Below are 20,760 nucleotides of genomic sequence, written 5' to 3'. Positions count from 1 at the left end.
TTATTCATTCTATCATAATCACGTAATCAAAAACATGTACTTTATTACATATTTTAATTTAAAAGGAGCTGTTGTTTCATGAAAGAATTTAAAGAACTAGAAGATTTTATCGGTACACACTTTATTTATACGTACGATAATGGTTGGGAATATGAATGGTATGCTAAAAATGACCATACTGTCGACTATCGAATTCACGGCGGAATGGTCAAAGGCCGTTGGGTCAAAGATCAAGAAGCAGATATCGTTAAGTTAACAGATGGCGTCTTCAAAATTACTTGGACTGAACCAACTGGTACTGACGTGGCCTTGGATTTCATGCCCAATGAAAAAAAATTACATGGAACGATTTTCTTTCCTAAATGGGTTGAAGAACATCCTGAGATCACAGTTACTTTCCAAAATGAACATATAGCTGAGATGGAAGCAGCACGTGAAAAATATGAAACTTATCCAAAATTGTTAGTACCAGAGTTCGCTAACATTACTTATATGGGCGCTGCTGGTCTCAATAATGAAGATGTCATTAGTGAAGCTCCTTATGAAGGAATGCCTAGTGATATCCGAGAAGGTCGTTATTTTGATAAAAACTATAAACGGATAAAATAAGAATCATTCGTAGATTTGACTATTAGTCTTATACGAATAGGGAAAAACAACCATAGCATCTCATACTATGGCTGTTTTTTTAATTAACTATTGATCTAAATAAAGCGAGCAACAAAGGATGTATTTTGAAAATTTCCTGTAATAATGATAATTTTTTTCATATTTTTTCGAATTTCTTGCCACTCTTTTAGGTAAGCTTTATGATTAAATAAGTTACATTATCAAAAAAGGAGTATGACAATTGAAAAAATATGTTCCGTATTTGACAATTTTACTATTTGCATTCTTATTTGTTATGCCAAATATCCTAACACATGACCTTATCATTGGAGCAGATGCACCATTTCATTATAACCGTTTTTACGATGCCGCTGAACAATTCGCTAATTGGGATTTCCATTATTTCCCTTCCATGTATGGATTTCAGCAAAGCGGGCGTATCGTCAATGCGATCTATGGTCCGTTGTTTGCTTATTTTCAAGGCTTGATCGTTTTAGTTTCAGGCAGTTGGTTCCACTATCAAATCTTATCAAACTTTATTCTCTTTGTGATTTCTGGTTGGTCGATGTTGACACTATTGAATTATGTACAGGTGAAAAAATGGGTCAGCATACCAATCTCGGTATTATTTATGACGACTTATTCCATTCAATATTGGGCAATCAATCAGGGCTTTACCAGTTGGGGCACCTGTTTTTATCCCTTATGCATGATTCCATTAGTGGACTTTGTTGTTCATAAAAAATTTCCTGTCTTGAAAGTTACCTTTTCAATTGCACTGATGACTCAGATCCACTTACTGTCCACCGTTATGTTGGTACTGATGTATATCCCTTTTTATCTTTATTATTTCTTTACTCAGACAGAAAAAGGCAAAGCAATCGGGCAACTGATCAAATCTGTCCTCTTTTATTTTGTACTAACAGCAAATATTTGGGCAGGATTAGCTATCGTCTATGGTGGAAATAAGATTTTGCCACCTTTTGTCAACCGAGAAATGAGCCAAAAAGCAATCAATCTGGATGGCAGCTATTGGCTAGCGTATCCCAAGATTTTTCCAATTTTTTTATTGATCGGACTAATACTGTATCTTCTTTTCCGCCGTCACTACGACATTTTTACAAAGTTACTTTTACGCACAAGTCTTGGATTCTTCCTACTTTCAACCAGTTTGATCCCTTGGACAACACTAGTGGAAAAAGAGGTACCTTTCGTAAGCTTGATCCAGTTTCCTTTTCGTTTCTTTGTCCCATTTACCTTGCTCTTTCTACTCTTTTTAGCACTTGCGCTAAATCAATGGGAAAAGAAAAATTGGTATCGTGCGTTTAGTGTCCTATTTCTCTTTGTCGCTTCTGCACAAACGATCCAAAACCTCTATCAGCATCTGGATAAATGGCAAGACGAAACATTTGTCAGCCGTCACACGTATCTCTTTGATACACCAGCAGAGGCAAGAAAAACATTTTATGACCATGATATGTCTACTAGTTTATTCGTTTTTCAAAAGACAACACCCGATTATCTACCAATCTATCATGAAACTAAAGCAAATAAATATGATCGCTATAATGAAGAAATCCTGGAAGGAGAAACCACGTTCATTAAATCTCATCCTGGAGGACGTTTAACGATCAAATGGAAAAACACTGGGGAAGAAACTGTCCATTTACCAGTCATTGTCTATGACCGCACAGTGTTACTGCAACACGGCAAAAAATTGACAGATTATCAATTAACAGATATCGGTACTCCTATCGTCAAACAGCACAATGGAATCAATGAGATCACTCTCTATTATGATTTACCAATTTTCTTTTACTTTGTGATGGCATTCTTCCTGATTGGTTGGTTCGTTTTGATCGGACTCTTTGTCAAAAATCGTTACCAGGTTGGGAGGATAACTAAAAAATAAGGGACTTGCTTCTGTGGATCAAAAAGAGAAATTCTCAACACGGAAGCTGTCTCTTTTTTATACCTTTTTATAAAATAGCAAACAAATCGTCAAATATAGTAGTCCTAATAAACGAATCGTGTTAGTAGCTACTTTTTTTTTCTAAACATAAGAAAAAATATTTATTTACTCTCTTCTTTTATAAACTATACTAGAATACAGAAAAGAAGGAGTGATACATATGCCTCAAACAACGAATCGACAATTGACTTTGAAAAAAAAATCGGACATGCTTTTGTTCATCAATCTACGAATACTACCCTTAATACTGAGTCTCACCTTGAAATGATACTTAAAGATCTACCTGAGGATTCGCTATCAATTAAAGAATCAACTAATGAACAGCTGTATGAGCTGCCAAATAGTAAGACTGAGCCGCTATATGTAACTGTAATTGGTGATCGATCACCTACGCCCATTTCAAATGTTCGGTCAACGAGTGAATCAACTTGTATTAATGACCAAGATTATTCTAAAAGAAATACCATTTTAGACATTTTAAAAAAAACTGCAAACTCTCCTGAAGAGGTAAAAGAGCTGACAAACATCATAGAGCAGTTAATTAATGAACTGCCACATCGTGAGCCTAGCGGTGAAGTTCTGCAACCTCATGAGCCTAAAATCAAAGATTCCCTCGTTGTACTTTTGAATCTTTTAGATAACTTGCCAATTCTAACCGATTCCGATAAAGATCGATTTATAGACCATTTTGATATTTTACATGAGGAAGTACTACATAATACCAATTTACAAAAAAATACACCGGTAACTAAAGAGTCCGACTCCTTGAAAAATGTCCGAGAATTCATTTCTGCCAATCGGAAAAAAAGTCCAGCCGAGTTAAAAAAACAATGCAGAGACCAAAGAAACAGAGAATTTTATTGCCTTCCTCCTTGGTGCTTCCCATCGCACTAACAGTCATTTCATTATCTAATCAAATTTCTGCACGTAGCTGAAGCTGCTGCAAACAAAAAGTCCCATAGAAAGGATGTATCCATTTTTCTTTCTATGGGACTTTTTGATTATTTTATTGAATGGGGCTGACCGTTATCTCTACTCCATAATGGTCACTTACAATGATTTCTTGTTTTCCATCAAAAATACTACGATAAGAAGGAACTGAGAATTCCTGTGGTACATAGATATAATCGATTCGTAACTGCTCTGTATTCATTTCCCATCCATCGATTTTCTGTTCAATGGTTGCCTGACCATGAACTTCTTGGGCAACAGTATAGGAATCGACAATCGCAAGAGGGCTTTTTTCAACCAAGCGATAGCCTGCCTCTCCTGCTGGGTTGTTAAAATCCCCCATTAAAAACAGCGGATTTGAGAGATTAGCTAAGTGTTCCATCAAGCAATGCCATTCAAAAGCAAAGCCCTTCGTTTCATCTATCCACCAAGAAAAATGACAGCTTGCTAGAGTGATTGTTTGGTCATCGATCATCGTCTGACAGATCAAAATTTTCCGAGTGTGGTAATCCTCTTTTTGCTTTGTTTCAGAAACATAGATTGCTTCACTGGTTAGTGGTGTCTTAGAAAGCAGCGCATTCCCCTCTTCATAAATCCCATAACCGACATGACTCATTTCCCAACTCCAATAATAGTCTTTCCCTTGTTTGGCTAAGTAGCGCACCAAACAATAAGCAAAATTATCGACATGGACCGGTGTTTGTTCTATAACTGGACAAAATTTGTTTAATTCTTCATTCACGATACTTTCGGAAGTGATTAATTGATTGACTTCTTGTAAAGCAATCACATCATAATCTGCTTGACAGATTTTATCTACGATCTGGCGCATCTTTTCTTCTGGTGATTCTTCTAACCAGCTATGTGTATTCAAAGTCATCATCTTCATCTTCAATTCTCCTTATTGATTAAAACTTACTTCATTTCTTTTATGATAGGATAGCCATGGATCATTAGCTGTGATTGTTTACCTGCTCGCAAACATTTAAAAATAAGTCTGAGAACTCAAAAACGAAGTATAGCGTTTTCGTGTTTTCAGACTTATTTGAGAAACAGAAAAACTGACTATCGGAAACCAAATAAGGAATTAAATTTGGTACTGGTCATCTTACTCATTATTGTTGGGTGTCTTTTATAATGATCACAGTTTTATTTCGCCAATTACTGTTCCTAATTCCGTTGGTCCTAAATGTTTGAGAATCATTTCATTGACTTTCCCATCCGTAAATACCACCATAATCGTTATATCTTTTCCTTCATTTTTGATTTCGGTTAGATTCATTTGTGCCAGTTTTGCTCCTGCTTCAACGGTTTGACCTTCTGTTACCAGGATTTCAAAAGCTGGTTGATCCATTTGGACTGTGTCGATTCCCATATGGATTAGTACTTCTGCACCTTCTTCTGTTTCCATTCCAATAGCATGTTTGGTTGGAAAAATACTAACTACTTTCCCAGTAACAGGTGCCACAACTTCACCAGTCGTCGGAATAACAGCAAAGCCATCCCCCATCATTTTCTTTGAAAAAACAGGATCATTGACTGTTGCCAAGTCTATCACTTCACCAGCTGCTACAGTCTGCAACTCTTTTCGTATACCTAACGTTTGATTATTAGCTGTTTCTTTTTCAACAACAACTTCTTCTACTGGAGCTGGGATAGGCGCCCCCGATTGAAGCAAATCTTCGATATCTGATTTTAATACATCGGCTTTTGGACCATAGACAGCTTGTACACCATTATCTTTGACGATTAGCCCCATAGCGCCTGCACGTTTCCATTCTTCTTCTGAACCTACTTTCTCACGATCAGCTACACTCACACGTAACCGTGTCATACATGCATCTACATCTTTGATATTATCTTTCCCGCCTAATAAGTGAATGATTTTGATGATTTGTGGGTCTGACGTGCCAGCTTGGACTGTCGTTTGTTCTCCATTCCCATTGCTATCGTTACTGTCACTATCATAATTACCATTACGCCCTGGTGTAGCAAAATTGAATTTTTTGATCATGAAGTTTGCCACAAAGTACGTAACAACTCCAAACAAAATGACGCAAATGACGAAGTTAAGCAAATCGCCACCAAGTCCAGCTTTCATCGCTAGAGGAGTTCTAGTTAACAATTCGATGTTTCCAAAGGAATGAACACGTAACGGTAATAAATCTGCCATTGCAAATGCTGCCCCTTGGATCACAGAATAAACAATATAAAGTGGAACTGCAGCAAACATAAACATAAATTCTAATGGTTCAGTAACCCCTGTTAGAAAAACAGCTAATGCAGCTGAGAAATACATGGAACGATAGCGTGCTTTTTTATCAAGATCAACATTTCGATACATCGCTAAAGCTAACCCCATCAAAATACCAGAAGAACCAATCATTTGCCCCACTTTAAAACGAGCTGGTGTCCAGTTGTTCAACACAAATTCATACTGTGACAAATCCCCCGCACCTTTTAAATTCACCAAATCAGTAGCCCAAGCTAACCATAAAGGATCTTGCCCAAAGACTTGCGTTCCTGCTTGTGCACCAGATAAGATTTCATACGTGCCCCCTAATTGCGTATAATTGATCGGAATCGTCAACATATGATGCAAACCAAAAGGCAACAATAATCTTTCTAAGGTACCATAAAGAAATGGCGCTAAAACCGGTGCACTTTCTTGTGACTGAGCGATCCAAAGACCAAAATTATTGATACCTGCTTGGACATTTGGCCAGACAACAGCCAATACTAAAGCTACAATCGTTGACCAAAGAATCACTACAAAAGGAACAAATCGTTTTCCATTAAAGAAAGATAACGCATCAGGTAATTTACGATAATTGTAATATTTATTATAGGCCATTGCACCAACAAAACCAGCAATAATCCCTACAAACACGCCCATATTCAACGCAGGTGCCTCTAATACACTAGTAAAAAATCCTTTGACCATGATCTTCGTGCCAAATAATGTATGGGTAAAGGCATCTTCTTTTGCTAGCATCTCACTCGTCACTCCGAAAATCGCTCCCGTGATCCGGTTGATCAAAACAAATGAGATCCCTGCTGCAAAAGCACCACCCGCACGCTCTTTTGCCCAACTTCCACCTATTGCTAAAGCAAACAACAGATGTAAATTCCCGATGATCGCCCAACCAATATTTTCAATGACACCACCCGTTGTTACTAAAAAAGCTAAATCGGGATCAATCAATGGAATAGATTTCCCGATACTGATCATCAAACCCGCAGCTGGCATCACTGCCACAACAACCATTAAAGCTTTCCCAAATTTTTGCCAAAACTCAAAATTAAATAATTTCTTCATAACTCCTACTCTCCTTTATGCAATCGGTTTCGTTGTTAGTTATTATAGCCTTTGTTTCTTTTTTTGTAAATGCTTTATTTTTGATTTTATTCACTTTCTACCCAAACAGTCGCTATCAGAAGAATCATTTTCTTTTCGCATTTAGTAGTAACTTATTATCAAAACAGTGAATGTTTTCCAGGAAAATTATCTTTTCATTTCTTTGTTTTAAATCCCCGCTAAAAAATTCTGCTTTATTTATATTGACTTGCGCAATCGGTTGCGTTTATTATAAACGTATCAATGAAATTATCTAGGAGGAGTACAATGAAACAAATCAAGCGCCTATTTCAAATTGATCCTTGGAAGATCAGCACCAACACATTAGATCGGGAAAATCTCCGTTTACAGGAATCTTTAACTAGTATTGGTAACGGATACATGGGCATGCGAGGGAATTTTGAAGAAGCCTATTCAGGTGATCATCATCAAGGAACTTATTTAGCTGGGGTTTGGTACCCCGATAAGACTCGTGTTGGCTGGTGGAAAAATGGCTATCCCGAATATTTTGGCAAAGTGATTAATGCAATCAATTTTATTGCCATGGATATCTATATCGATGAGCAATTATTAGACCTTGCTACAATCGAACCAGAAGACTTTTATTGGGAATTGAATATGAAAAACGGCGTGTTATCACGTAGTTACACAGTAACGACTGCAACTAACAAACTAAAGATCACCTTTGAACGTTTTTTAAGTATCGTCAAAAGCGAAGCTGCTTATATTCGTTTAACAGTTACGATGCTCGAAGGAAATGGCACGGTCAAAGTCATCTCTAAATTGGATAGTAACGTTCAAAATGAAGATAGTAACTATGATGAACATTTTTGGAATGAAATCGGTCGAGGTACTTCTGATGAAACAGCCTACTTAATGACCAAAACGATTCCAAATAATTTTGCGATCGAACAATTTACCGTAACGGCTGCCATGAGACATTTCGTTAATGAAGAATTAGCGCAACCAATTTACCACGAAGATACATTAGCCGTCCTTGGGGAATTTTCTTTCGACTTAACAACGAATCAATCCGTGACACTTGATAAAGAAGTACTTGTGTTGACGAGCCGTGACATCCCCGAAGCACAGCAAGTCCAACAGATTCTCCAAGAATTTAGTGACTTACAAAGTCATTATCTGCAAGCAAAAGCAGAACAAACCACTGCTTGGAGCAAACGCTGGGCACTGGCTGATGTGGTGATCGAAGGTGACGAGGAAGCACAGCAAGGGATTCGTTTCAATCTTTTCCAACTATTTTCTACTTATTACGGCGAAGATGAACGTTTGAATATTGGACCCAAAGGTTTTACAGGAGAAAAATACGGAGGTGCTACTTATTGGGATACGGAAGCTTACGCTGTCCCCTTATATCTTGCTTTGGCAAAACCTGAAGTGACAAAAAATCTCCTTAAATATCGCCATAATCAATTGCCTCAAGCTATTCATAATGCCCAACAACAAGGGTTAAAAGGCGCCTTGTACCCAATGGTTACTTTTACAGGGGTCGAATGCCACAACGAATGGGAAATTACCTTTGAAGAGATCCATCGTAACGGTGCGATCGCTTATGCGATTTACAACTATACGAACTATACAGGTGACACCGATTATTTGAAAAAAGAAGGGTTAGAAGTATTAGTTGAGATTGCTCGTTTTTGGGCAGATCGAGTTCATTTTTCAAAACGTCATAACAAATATATGATCCATGGTGTGACTGGTCCGAATGAATATGAAAACAACATCAATAACAACTGGTATACCAATACGATAGCTTGCTGGGTATTAACGTATACCCGGGAAAACTATTTAAAATTCCAAACAGAAACTACTGTAACGATCACTGACGAAGAACTAACGAATTGGCAAACCATTGCAGAAAATATGTATTTTCCTAAAGATGAAGAATTAGGTATTTTTGTCCAACATGATACATTTTTAGATAAAGAATTATTGCCGGTATCAGAGCTATCTCCTAGCGAGCTTCCATTAAACCAACATTGGTCTTGGGACAAAATTTTGCGTTCTTGTTTCATTAAGCAGGCGGATGTTCTACAAGGAATCTATTTCTTCAACGACTCGTTTAGCAAAGAAGAAAAACAAAGAAACTTTGATTTTTACGAACCAATGACCGTTCATGAGTCTTCCCTTTCACCAAGTATCCATGCCATTTTAGCTGCTGAATTAGGTATGGAGGATAAGGCAGTGGAAATGTATCAACGGACAGCCCGCCTTGATTTAGATAATTATAATAACGATACCGAAGACGGATTACACATCACGTCGATGACTGGTAGTTGGCTCGCAATCGTCCAAGGATTCGCTCAAATGAAAACAGATCACGAACAGTTACGCTTTGCTCCTTTCTTACCAAACACGTGGAAAGCCTACTCCTTCCATGTGAATTATCGTGGTCGTTTATTATTTGTTTCGGTGTCTAGTGAACAGGTGCAATTGACCTTAGTATCAGGCGAAAGTTGCCCATTAAAGGTGTACGAAAAAACGTATCTTTTAGAAGACCAGTTAAAGGTACCTTTGCGTAAGGAGGAATTAGATGTTTAAAGGAGTTTTGTTTGACTTAGATGGGGTGATTACAGATACTGCGGAGTTCCATTATCGTGCTTGGAAAAAATTAGGTCAGGAAATCGGTGTTCCCATTGATCGAACATTCAACGAACAATTGAAAGGGGTTAGTCGAGAAGATTCACTTCGCTTATTGCTTTCCTACGGACAAAAAGAAAGTGAGTTTTCCCCACAAGAATTTCAAGAATTAGCGCACAGAAAAAATGAGTACTATCTTGAAATGATTCAAGCGATCACGCCTACAGATGTTTTTCCAGGGATATTGCCATTACTTGAAGAATTGAAAGCAAACAAGATCAAGATTGCCCTTGCTTCAGCTAGTAAAAACGGACCTTTCCTCCTTGCTAAAATGGCATTAACGCCATTTTTCGATGCAATTGCCGATCCTGCAACGATCAAACTGGGTAAGCCGGCTCCCGATATTTTCTTATTGGCCGCAAAAGAAATTGGCTTATCCCCACAAGAATGCATCGGGATCGAAGATGCACAATCTGGGATCAAAGCAATCCGTGCTAGCGGGGCATTTCCAATTGGTGTTGGACGAATAGAAGATCTTGGAAAAGATATCCCAGTCGTACCTGATACGACTTGCCTTACACTAGACTATTTAAAAAATGAGTGGACACAGTATGTCTAAACCTTCCATCACTGTGATCCCCATTCCCAACACCAACTTGAAGCAAATCACATTGAAGAACGACGAACTCACAGTCGTTCTTCTCAACTACGGGGCAAGGCTTCATCAAATTCTAGCTCCAGATAAAAATGGTCACTTAGAAAATGTCTTATTATCTTATGATTCCTTAGAAGACGTTTTAAAAGATCAAAGCTATTTTGGGGCAACGATTGGACCAGTCGCTGGCAGAATTAAAAATGGCTCTTGGGCTGATCATCAGCTAGAAAAAAACGAAGGAAATCACCATATCCATGGTGGTTCAAACGGTTGGGCATTTCAGTATTGGGAGGTAGAAGTTTTTGAGACTCCTACAGCGATCGGTGTTGTTTTTTATTTGCAGGATACTTTTTCCAGTTATCCCGGTCCGATCACCGCAACCGTTACGTATCAGATAACCCAAAATAAATTAGAAATGATCACCAAGACAAGCAGCTCGACTGAAACCATCTGCAACCCAACGAATCATGCGTATTTCAATCTTTCTGGCAATGGCAAACGAGATATCTACGATCATGAACTAACGATCCAAACAGATGGAATATTAGCCTTAGATCACGAAAAAATACCAACTGGTGAAGTGATCGCTCTCAGCGACTTACCGCTTAATTTTAAACACCCACATTCGCTAATGGAAATTTTAACGAATGATCCAAACGGACTAGATGATGCTTTTGTTTTAAGTACGCCTAAACGAACGAAGAAAATACTTACCTTGACCGAAAAGCAAGCTGGTCGCCAGTTGTCTATAGCAACGACGAGCAAAAGTATGGTATTATTTTCTACGACTGGATTTGAAGCAGATTTTTTAATCAATGGCCAAAAAATGCACTCAAATTATGGGTTGGCAATTGAACCACAAGAACTTCCTGATGCCGTTCATTTCCCTGAATTTGGGTCAATCGCATTATATCCGGGACAAGAAAAAGTTTGCTCTACCACTTATCAATTTCATCGTTTAAATGAAAAGCAAGTCTAGAAAAGAGGTGTATCGTTTATGGCGATCACAGTGAAGGATGTAGCCAAAAAAGCTGGTGTTGCGACCTCGACCGTTTCACGGGTCATCAATGACCATCCAAGCATCTCAGAGGCAACCAAAAAGAAAGTACGAAAAGTCATGGATGAACTAGGCTATGTACCAAATATCACTGCTAGAAATCTAGGGAAAAGAATTTCTAGCGCAATTGGCGTCATTCTCCCACCCCTTGATTCAAAAGAACGGATTGGGAATCCTTTTTATCTTGAGATCATGGAAGCAATCAATGAAGAAGCACGCCGTTATGATCTGACAACTGCTATAGCAACAGCCAAAAATTTTGATACTTTATTAGAAAACGTGCAACGGATGCATCTGCAAAAACAAGTCGATGGGTTTATTTTAGTTTATTCCGACAGTGAAGATCCTGTCATAGATTATCTCTATACGAATGAGATTCCTTTCACTTTGATTGGTCAGCCTTACCGACATGAGAATGAAATCATTTATGTCGATAATGATAACCAATTATTAGGTAAACAAGCCACGGATTTCTTGATTCAAAACGGTCATGAAAACATTCTTTTCGTAACCAATACAACCCACGAGAGCCTTTACTTCGAACGTTATTTTGGCTACCAAAAAGCCTTGATGCTAGCTGGACTTACAGTTCATCCTAGTGTAGTGATCGAACAACCCGAAGATTATTTAGCTTTTGATGCCATTTTGAAAAAGTCACAATCAACAGCGCTGGTAGTCATTGACGATATTTTTGCCTTACGAACGATGCAACTAGCACAGATGTATGGCTATCGAATTCCTGATACCCTATCGATCATCAGCTTCAATAACTCTATTTTCGCTACATTGACTCACCCTTATTTAACCAGTATCGATATCGATATTTCTGAATTAGGAAGGGTTGCGATGCAAAAATTATACGAATTGATCCACGATGAAATCAGCAGCGGTGTTCGTTTAGTCATTCCTCATCAACTCGTCAAACGAGAAACCGTCGTTCCTCGCTTACAAGAAAAAAAATAAAACAACTGTTGAACACACAAATAAACTATTTGTAGTGTCTTCAGTTGTTTTTTTACTATACAGGTTCATTTTTTAAGAATCTACACTCTTCAAATAACTTTTTCATGAAAAAGAAACTGAGTATAAAAAGCTATTTCGATTCTCGTTCTCAAACCTTGATGGTGCCTAGACTATACACTGGTACGTTTTTTCATCTTTTGATTTAGCCAGAAACCACTCAAAATCGTAAAAATCGGTGCTAAGATCGAGAAGAAAGTAAATGGTAGATATTGTAATGCACTGACTTTCATCGTGCCCATAATAAAGGTACCACTAACTCCCCACGGAACGAGTGAATTAACGGTTGCTCCAGCATCTGCCAAAGTTCTGGTAAGATACTTTTTATTAACGCCCGCACGATCGAACGATCGCTTAAAGGTTTCGCCTGGTAAAATGATCGACAAGTACTGTTCGCCTACGATCAAATTGATCCCGATACAGCTTAATGCTGTAAAGCCAACCAAGCGAGAAGGCCGATCCATTTTTTCTCGCAATTCCTGAACAATCGTTTCCACAATCGTATATTTGATCAATAAGCCACCCAAAGCTAAAGCTAGAAGAATCAAGCTTGCTGAACCAAGCATACTAACAATTCCCCCTCTTGAAAGCAATTCATTGATTTTAGGGTCTGCTGTATGGGCAACATAGCCGTTCATTAAAATATTAGCTACTTTTGACATCGTTAAATGTGGTTGATTGATGAAGGAAAGAATGATCGCAGCAGTTGAACCAACTAGTAGTGTTGGAATCGCTGGAATTTTTTTAATCGCTCCACCAAACAAGATCACTAATGGGATCAACGTCCATGGAGAGATCCAGAAACCTGCTTTCATGTTTTGGATCATGTCCGTGATCGCTTGTAGATCCGCTGTGTGACTCCCATTCCCAAGAAAAACATAAAATAACATAGCAATTAAAAATGCTGGCAAATCAGTGTAACGCATTTGAGCGATATGCTCAAATAAGTTTACTTCTCCGATCCCGGCCGCCAGGTTCGTAGTATCAGATAACGGCGAACAATTATTTCCTAAAAAAGCCCCCGAAACAACTGCTCCTGTCGTCATCGCATCACTAAAACCTAAAATATGACCGATTCCTAAAAAAGCAATACCGATCGTTGAAATCGTTGTAAATGAGCTTCCAACAGTAATCCCGACGATTGCACAAACAAGAAAAGAAGTCGGTAAGAAAAAGCGAACCGAGATCAATTGGAAACCATAAACCATGATCGTTGGAATCGTTCCAGATAAAATCCACGAAGCTACCAAAACACCAATCAACAGAAAAATCAAAATTGGTATGATCCCTGGAGTAATTCCTTTGACAATCCCATCATGAATCTCATCCCATGAGAAACCTCTAAATCGTCCGTAAAATAACAAACACATGAAAGCGATTAGTATAGGAATATGCGGAGACAATTGAAATCCAATAATCAGTATTCCTAATATCGCCAACAATATGAATAAAACTGCCATACTTTCTTTCACAGATATTTTTTTATTCATCGTATCTTCTCCTATTTTTTTTACAAAAAAAGCCCTACCTAAAAAAAGCGTTCTTTTGGTAGGACAACTGGTCATAGCATCATTTTTTTGTTTTAGCGGATAGACGATGCTAATGACGATTATTTTCTCAAATCCGCTGAACCTTATGATTAGCGTTATTTTCGCAAAGGTTCCCTGATTAAAAAGCATACATTTGGCAAACCATGCTGTAACAGACATGAGCTACTTCTGGAACACCGTTTGTTAGGAATAAGGGACTGTGACAAGATTTTTGTCATAGCCCCCTTCCCTATTTACATTTTTTACTTGCTTCTTATTTGTTCTATTCTTTTAAACTCTTTTCTACTTCGCTTCCCCAAGAATCATTTTTAAAACGATTGATGATCAAAGGAATGACAAACATAACGATTGCAATAACTGCTACCAATAATGCATCCGTCAAGGTAGATGTTCCTAAAGTGGATACAACTACTGCAATGATAGAGAAAATCAACATGCAGCTAACTACCCAAGCCATTCCATTTCCTTTTTTACCAATTCGATAAGGACGTTCTAAATCTGGATGGCTTTTTCTCATTTTGATCAATGAAACAGCAATCAAAATATAGACGATACAATAAATAACAGTTGTAGCATTTGTTAATGTTAAGAATACAGCACTGACGTCATCCATTACGCCGTAAAGTAAAGCGAATAATGAAATAACGATTGATTGAGTTAATACGACATTACGAGAAACACCATATTCATTTTCTTTATGGAATCCAAATTTAGGTGGTAAGAAACCTTCACGTGCTACTTGGATAATCGTTTTAGATGGTCCAGTTACCCATGCAGATAATTGAAGTAACACACCGATAAACACCATAAAGCTGAAGATGTTCCCAATAATTGTTGGTAAGCCAAGGATTTGGCAATAAATCAAGATTGGTTGCGTAATGTTTGCTAATTCCATTTTTCCATTTGGTACAACATTGGCAACTAACATTGCATTGATCACGTTCAATAAAACAAGACCAATCAACGCAATAAAGACCCCTTTAGTGTAGTTTTTCGTTGCATCTTTTAAACGAGGCATGTAAACAGAACTCATTTCGATACCAACAAAAATAAATGTGATACCTGCAAGATATTTCAATGATTCACTATGTTGTAAATCTGGGAAAGCTTTTGACCAAGAAAAATCTCCTAAGTAACCATTAGATACTAGACCCACTTTGAATGCGGCGAATAAACCAAGGACAAACATGATAACCACTGGGATATACACACCTAACCAAACGCCGATGTTCCCACCAACTTTGGCCATATCAAATTTCAAGTTCAAAATTGTAATGATCCAATAAATAACTAAAATACAACCTAATACAAATAAATGATTATTGCCTAATTCTACGTTCCCGAATGTATTTCCTAATAATGGACCTAATGTTGATGCAACCATAACCATCCCTGGGAACATTTGAACCCAAAGCAACCAGGCAACAACAAATCCCCATTTACTTCCTAAGGCAGTTTTGACCCATAATTGTGGTCCACCTTCTTGTGGAAGCATCGTAGAAAGCTCACCAGAAACCATCGAAATAGGACCGGCAAAAAACAGTACGGCAAAAATTGAATAAAAAATCAATGTCCAACCAACGGCTGCTAAAGTCGGAATACTCCGAACTGTCGCACACAAAGCCATCGTCAGACCGACAAAGGTCCCAAGACCCATTTTACTTACTTGTGATTTACTCACTGTTGACACGCTCCTTGTTTTTTTTTGAATAAAAAAACGTTGTCTTCAAAGTAATCCCAAGTCGCAAGACAAAAGCCAAGAGGTTGTTCCCCACAACTTTTTTAGTATAAAAACGATGCTTAGTGACTGGATTTTATTAGTTATTATTTGCTAAAAAAGAAAAATCTGAAATAGTCTTGTGTTCCATTCGCTGTATTTGTATTGAAGCTTTTCGATCTTTCTCTTCATTCATACCAAATACCTAAAAGAGCGCAAGCTATTTCATTACAACCTCGGCTGTTTTGAACGGATTACTTGTATCGCTTCAAAGACAACCTGTAAAACAAAAAACACCTGAGCAGATAACAGAAGTGCTGAGCTCAGAAAAACCAGCAGAAGAATCTAAAAAATAACTTTTTGTATTTTAAAGATCCTTCAACTGTATTTTTCGATTGAGCTACCACCGTTTATTCGGTTTTATAGCATACAATAAAAGTGACTTCTACTTCTTATACTCAGAATGTTTTTTATTTTATTATTTTTCTTCGCTTGCTAGTAATTGATTTGCGTAGATTTTTTCTAATTTTTCTTGAAGAGCTGCTTTGATTTTTCCAGCATATTCTTCGAAGTTTTCTGCTTTATTCATGTATGGTGTCATTACACTTGCACGTAAAACAGTTACTTTTCCTGCACGGTTCCATTCTTCATCTGAGAAACCTAATTGGTTCACAAATTGTAATGGGCTGTTGCCATAATCTGGAATAGCAAAGTCAGTGTGTGATGTCAAGAATTCATTACCATAGATGCTACCTTTAACGTATGAAGAGTAGTCATAAACGTCATGATTCAATTTGTTCATTGCAACTAGATCGTCGTTGCCTTTTTCTTTAAATACATAGTCAACCATATTGAAATCTGGGTAAGTTAATGGATGTACTTCGATTTCTTTATCGCCAACTTTAAATGATAAATCTTGTAAGAAGTTATAGAAACGATGTGCTCCTTCGATTGAAGCTCCCATCAATTTACCATAACCAGTTACATTAAGTGGTAAGACATGATGTGCAGCCCAAACACTAGCAGCAGTTGCTCCTGCTTTTGAACCTTCTAAAATGTATGCACCAAGTAATGCTGGGATATCTGCGCCTTTTTCAAACACGTAAGTAGCAAAGTAAGAAATAACGTCGCGCATACGTACGTCTTTGATGACGATCCCACCAGCTGAGTAAGGAACATAACCCATTTTATGTGGATCAATTGTTACAGATTCTGCTTCTTCAATTGCTTTGAAGGCACTGTGTACATCTTCTAAGATATAATCTTTGTTTTCTGTAAATACATGATGTTTTGCATGAACATCTTTTAATTCTTCAAATGGAATAAAGTTATTTTCTTCGTCTAAGAAAATGGAACGACCATAACCGCCGTAAGCAGCATCAACATGCAAGTAGAAGTAAATACCATCTTTTTCTAATACTCGACGTAATGCAACGATTTTATCGATACCGTCAATGGCTCCTTCTTCTGTCGAACCAACAACACCGACTACACCCAAGATTGGTGTTTTTTCAGCTGCTAGTTGACGAACGATTTTTTCAAGTTCGTTGATATCCATTCGATAGTTGTGATCAACTGGTACAGGGATTACTTGATCTAACCCGATACCGATGATATCAGCTGCTTTTAGCCATGAGTAATGTTTCGTTTGTGGTACTAACCATTTTCCTAATTGTTGTAAATGTTTTCCGCTACGTGCAGAATGTGCTTTGATGTCATCAATTTTTTCTGGAACACTATCTAACAAGTCCATGATTTCTTTTGTAGACATGTTCATCAATTCCCAGTCACTTTTTCCTGAGACTAATTCAGGTGCAACTTCTTTCATTGCAAGTGGAAGTGATTTGATGTTACGTGCATACCAAAGACCTTCTAAGTTAGCTAAAGAACCATCAGCAACGATGTGTCCCCAGCCATCTTTATAGCCCATTAATTTCGCAAACTCTAGTCCTACTTCTTCTTCCATTTGACTTGTTGCTGGAGAAGATTCGTAAGCAACGTTGTTACCATTCCATAGCATTGCGAAATTATATGCTAGTAAAGATGGCATTAATGTTTCAGAGTTCATATGACCCCAATAACGTCCAGCTGTATGCCATGGTACTGAGTGAGTACGCATACGAGCTGAGATTTCAGATAAAACATCTTTTGTTTTATTGACTGTGTGCTCAAAACTTGCACTACTTTGTTCTTCTGGTGTAATAACTGGCATGTCTTGTGGCATGTAATTTTGTCGCCAGCCTAAATGTTCATCTACTAAATCGTTCAACAAATCTTTATAGAGTTGGCCGTTCTCCGCTTTGTCTCCGATAAATAGTGCATTTAGGTTTAATTCATTTGACAATGATTCCATGTGAAACCCTCCTAAAAAATATTTAAATTTTGTCGAGCCCTACATTACACCTGTTTTTTATTTCTGTAAACTAAATCACAAGTGGTTTTTTAATCATTTTATAATAATTATCAATTGTGCAAATTGTTTGCACATTTAAAAAAATTAAAAAAAACGAGGGAATTTACAAAAGTAAATTCCCTCGTAAAGATTGTATTAACTAGATCCCACGTCACCCTTTTAGGTTGGGTTTCAAAATTGGAATCTTGTAATAGAGTTGACCATTTTCAAGCCAAAAAATTACTAAATTCTAATCAACTACTTTGGCCAAAAAGTAATTTTTCTTACCCTTTCGAATAACCACAAACTTACCATCAAATTCCTTCGATGGATCTATGACAAAATTTAAATCGGTAACACGGTCACCGTTAATACTTATAGCTCCGTTTGAAACATCTTCACGCGCTTGACGTTTTGATGGTTCAATTTTTGTGGAAACCAATAATTCCACGATATTTTCAGGTTTACTTGAAATTTCAACGTTTGGCATTTTACCAAATCCTTGAGCGATCTCAGCTGCATTTAATTCTTTGATGTTTCCAGAGAACAATGCTTCTGTTATTTTTTGTGCTTCTTTCAAGTCTTCTTCACTATGAACGAATCTCGTCACTTCTTCTGCTAAACGTCGTTGTGCTTCACGTTTTTCAGGTTCAGTTTCAACTTTTTTCGCCAAATCTTCAATTTCTTCTTGTGATAAGAAAGTAAAGAATTTCAAGTATTTCACAACATCTCGGTCATCTTGGTTCAACCAGAATTGGTAGAACTCAAATGGTGATGTTTTCTCAGGATCTAACCAGATAGCGCCACCGGCAGTTTTACCAAATTTTGTCCCATCCGCTTTTAACATCAATGGGATCGTTAAACCGAATGCTTCTGCTTCTGGTCCTTCTAATTTACGGATTAAGTCTAATCCAGCTGTGATGTTCCCCCATTGATCAGCACCACCGATTTGTAGTTGAACATCATATGTTTTGTGTAAGTGCAAGAAGTCAATTGATTGCAAGATTTGGTAAGTAAATTCTGTAAATGAGATACCGACTTCCAAACGACTTGCTACGATATCTTTCGCTAACATCGTGTTAATGTTGAAGTTTTTACCGTAATCACGTAAAAATTCAAGTAACGAGATTTTTGATAACCAATCGTAGTTATTCACAAACGTGATGTTTGCATCTTTCCCAAATAATTTTCTCATTTGGTTAGATAAAGCATCAACATTATGTTGGACTTGTTCCATTGTTTGTAAGACACGTTCTGTCTTACGGCCACTTGGGTCTCCAATTGTACCTGTTCCGCCACCGATCAGAATGTATGGATGATGTCCTGCCAATTGAAATCTTTTCATCATCATAAATGGAATCAAATGTCCGATGTGCATAGAATCCCCAGTTGGGTCAACTCCGCAATATAGTGAAATACTCTTTTCGTCAACAAGTTCACGAAGTCTTTCTTCATTCGTTTGTTGGTTAATGGCATCACGCCAAGTTAATTCGTCGATAATATTCATGTTAAATCCCTCCGTATCATTTTATTGTGAAAGCAGGAACCTGCTATCATTCATACTAATTAAAATCAATAAAAAAAATCCCTTGGTTAACTAACCAAGGGACGAAATCTCGCGGTACCACCCATTTTATATGTTTCATTCAAAACATATCACTCAAACATTTAACGCTGTCACGTGACAAATCAATGCCAAAGGCTCCTAAAATGTAATTCGTCTTAAAGCTTGTACTAGTTCTCAGCAACCACTAGCTCTCTGAAACATTGGCTTTAATAACTACTGCGTTTTGATCATTGCCTGTTATCAAGTTAATATGTGTCTATCATAGAACGCTATTTTTTCTTTGTCAATAAAAAAGATAAAAATTTCTTTCTATACTTCTTCAACAATGGAATAAAACAGTAAAATCCGAACATTCTTTTTTTTAAATTATTTGCATCCAATTACCTAAAATAACTCATTGATCCCTTTATTTCATCCGTTTTTTCTAAGATGAATGATCCATTCAATGGCGCTCATTTAACCATCAAATGAAAATTTTTAAACTTTTTGAAGCTTAAGAAAATTTTATAAACTAGTATTTATCAACGACAAATTTACTTCTTTTATTTTATTATTTTAACGTTTTCGATCATCTAAGCGATCAAATACCCCTTTCTCTCGCCCTACTTAATGTTATTATTTCCCATTCAATCGAAGGTATAAAGGCATCAATTCCTGCATACCATCTAAAATCAACTTTTCAGCATCTTTTAATTCATTCGGATAAAAATAAAGCTTACCAAGTTGGAAGGTTTTATCCTCCATTGCTTGTTTTAATTCGATTTGCTTTTGCTTATCCGTCAAATAGGTGGCTAACGGTAGGTGATCCACCAGTTCATGTTCTGGTTGTGGCCAAATATAATACTCTTCAACCGGAATGTGCTTACTCCATTCCTCTAAAAACGTTAGTAGATGATTGAAGGACGAAATGCTTCCTTGGCGTTCTTCACTTTTATAGTGTTGAAACATCAAATAGATTTGGAATTGTTTTTTATTCAGCAAAGTAGCTAAACAAGCATTTTCCTGTTGGCGTCCTTCACTACGGTAAGCACACCAAAAATGGCTTCTGAGATTCCAACCATTCGTCCAACTTTCGATTTTTGGTTTTCTCATCTGCCATTGCAAGGGGGTTGCTTTTGCCACTTGTTCATTCATTTTTTTCCACTTTTGCCAGTGTGTTTGATACCTCACCTTAAGCTGTACTAATTCTTCAGTAGTATAACTTTCTTTTAGCTGCTTAAAGGTATACATCGAACGATCAAACAATTCATAATCACTAGTTAATAAATCCATTCCGCCACTTCTTTCTTAACGATTTCCCTATCCTACATT

General features: G+C 37.3%; 14 protein-coding genes and 1 other annotated feature. Of the genes, 7 read left to right on the top strand and 7 right to left on the bottom strand.

Features of this window, described 5'->3' with window-relative positions:
* Positions 1-78: 78 nt before the first annotated feature.
* From IGL30_RS01290 to IGL30_RS01280, 3 genes are all read left to right on the top strand, one after another.
* Positions 79-609: a phenolic acid decarboxylase gene (locus IGL30_RS01290; protein WP_010720253.1), complete on the top strand. Its 531-nt coding sequence runs from the start codon at positions 79-81 to the stop codon at positions 607-609.
* A gap of 295 nt (positions 610-904) precedes the next feature.
* Positions 905-2,521, top strand: a complete 1,617-nt coding sequence (locus IGL30_RS01285) for a hypothetical protein (protein ID WP_375371706.1) — start codon at positions 905-907, stop codon at positions 2,519-2,521.
* 324 nt (positions 2,522-2,845) lie between these two features.
* Positions 2,846-3,475: a hypothetical protein gene (locus IGL30_RS01280; RefSeq protein WP_088745371.1), complete on the top strand. Its 630-nt coding sequence runs from the start codon at positions 2,846-2,848 to the stop codon at positions 3,473-3,475.
* A 112-nt stretch (positions 3,476-3,587) separates the two neighbouring features.
* Here the strand turns inward: IGL30_RS01280 and IGL30_RS01275 are convergent, their stop codons facing one another.
* Both IGL30_RS01275 and IGL30_RS01270 read right to left on the bottom strand, forming a co-directional pair.
* The gene (locus IGL30_RS01275; RefSeq protein WP_088745370.1) at positions 3,588-4,421 is read right to left on the bottom strand and encodes an endonuclease/exonuclease/phosphatase family protein; all 834 of its coding nucleotides are present in this window, start codon (positions 4,419-4,421) and stop codon (positions 3,588-3,590) included.
* A 252-nt stretch (positions 4,422-4,673) separates the two neighbouring features.
* Entirely contained in the window at positions 4,674-6,851 is a 2,178-nt protein-coding gene (locus IGL30_RS01270) for a PTS transporter subunit IIBC (protein ID WP_088745369.1), read from the bottom strand.
* Between the two features lie 306 nt (positions 6,852-7,157).
* Between IGL30_RS01270 and IGL30_RS01265 the strand changes: the two genes are divergently transcribed.
* From IGL30_RS01265 to IGL30_RS01250, 4 genes are read left to right on the top strand one after another with little or no spacing between them, the layout of a single operon-like run.
* Entirely contained in the window at positions 7,158-9,452 is a 2,295-nt protein-coding gene (locus tag IGL30_RS01265) for a glycoside hydrolase family 65 protein (RefSeq protein WP_123874928.1), read from the top strand.
* A complete protein-coding gene (pgmB, locus tag IGL30_RS01260; protein ID WP_088745367.1) occupies positions 9,445-10,110 on the top strand; it encodes a beta-phosphoglucomutase in 666 nt (221 codons plus the stop codon). The genes IGL30_RS01265 and pgmB overlap by 8 nt, the downstream gene beginning before the upstream one ends.
* Complete coding sequence (locus tag IGL30_RS01255; protein ID WP_088745366.1) at positions 10,103-11,125, top strand: aldose epimerase family protein; 1,023 nt, start codon at positions 10,103-10,105, stop codon at positions 11,123-11,125. The genes pgmB and IGL30_RS01255 overlap by 8 nt, the downstream gene beginning before the upstream one ends.
* Positions 11,126-11,143: 18 nt before the next feature.
* On the top strand, positions 11,144-12,166 hold the full coding sequence (locus IGL30_RS01250; protein WP_063626481.1) for a LacI family DNA-binding transcriptional regulator: 1,023 nt from the start codon (positions 11,144-11,146) through the stop codon (positions 12,164-12,166).
* A 170-nt stretch (positions 12,167-12,336) separates the two neighbouring features.
* Here the strand turns inward: IGL30_RS01250 and nhaC are convergent, their stop codons facing one another.
* The 5 genes from nhaC to IGL30_RS01225 all read right to left on the bottom strand — a co-directional run bounded on the left by nhaC (position 12,337) and on the right by IGL30_RS01225 (position 20,721).
* Positions 12,337-13,713 carry a Na+/H+ antiporter NhaC gene (gene nhaC, locus IGL30_RS01245; protein ID WP_430618446.1) on the bottom strand — a complete coding sequence of 459 codons (1,377 nt, stop codon included), beginning with the start codon at positions 13,711-13,713 and terminating at the stop codon, positions 12,337-12,339.
* A gap of 322 nt (positions 13,714-14,035) precedes the next feature.
* A complete protein-coding gene (gene tyrP, locus IGL30_RS01240; protein ID WP_010720263.1) occupies positions 14,036-15,454 on the bottom strand; it encodes a tyrosine-tyramine antiporter in 1,419 nt (472 codons plus the stop codon).
* Between the two features lie 514 nt (positions 15,455-15,968).
* The gene (tdc, locus tag IGL30_RS01235) at positions 15,969-17,843 is read right to left on the bottom strand and encodes a tyrosine decarboxylase (RefSeq protein WP_081128229.1); all 1,875 of its coding nucleotides are present in this window, start codon (positions 17,841-17,843) and stop codon (positions 15,969-15,971) included.
* Positions 17,844-18,132: 289 nt separating this feature from the next.
* Positions 18,133-19,389: a tyrosine--tRNA ligase gene (tyrS, locus tag IGL30_RS01230; RefSeq protein ID WP_010736915.1), complete on the bottom strand. Its 1,257-nt coding sequence runs from the start codon at positions 19,387-19,389 to the stop codon at positions 18,133-18,135.
* Positions 19,390-19,483: 94 nt separating this feature from the next.
* Positions 19,484-19,689, bottom strand: a binding site (T-box leader).
* Positions 19,690-20,064: 375 nt separating this feature from the next.
* Complete coding sequence (locus IGL30_RS01225; RefSeq protein ID WP_088745363.1) at positions 20,065-20,721, bottom strand: HI_0552 family protein; 657 nt, start codon at positions 20,719-20,721, stop codon at positions 20,065-20,067.
* Positions 20,722-20,760 lie beyond the last annotated feature (39 nt).

This window comes from Enterococcus sp. DIV1089c, from assembly GCF_050530965.1.
GTDB lineage: Bacteria > Bacillota > Bacilli > Lactobacillales > Enterococcaceae > Enterococcus_B > Enterococcus_B hirae.
This window is presented reverse-complemented; position numbering and strand designations above follow the sequence as displayed.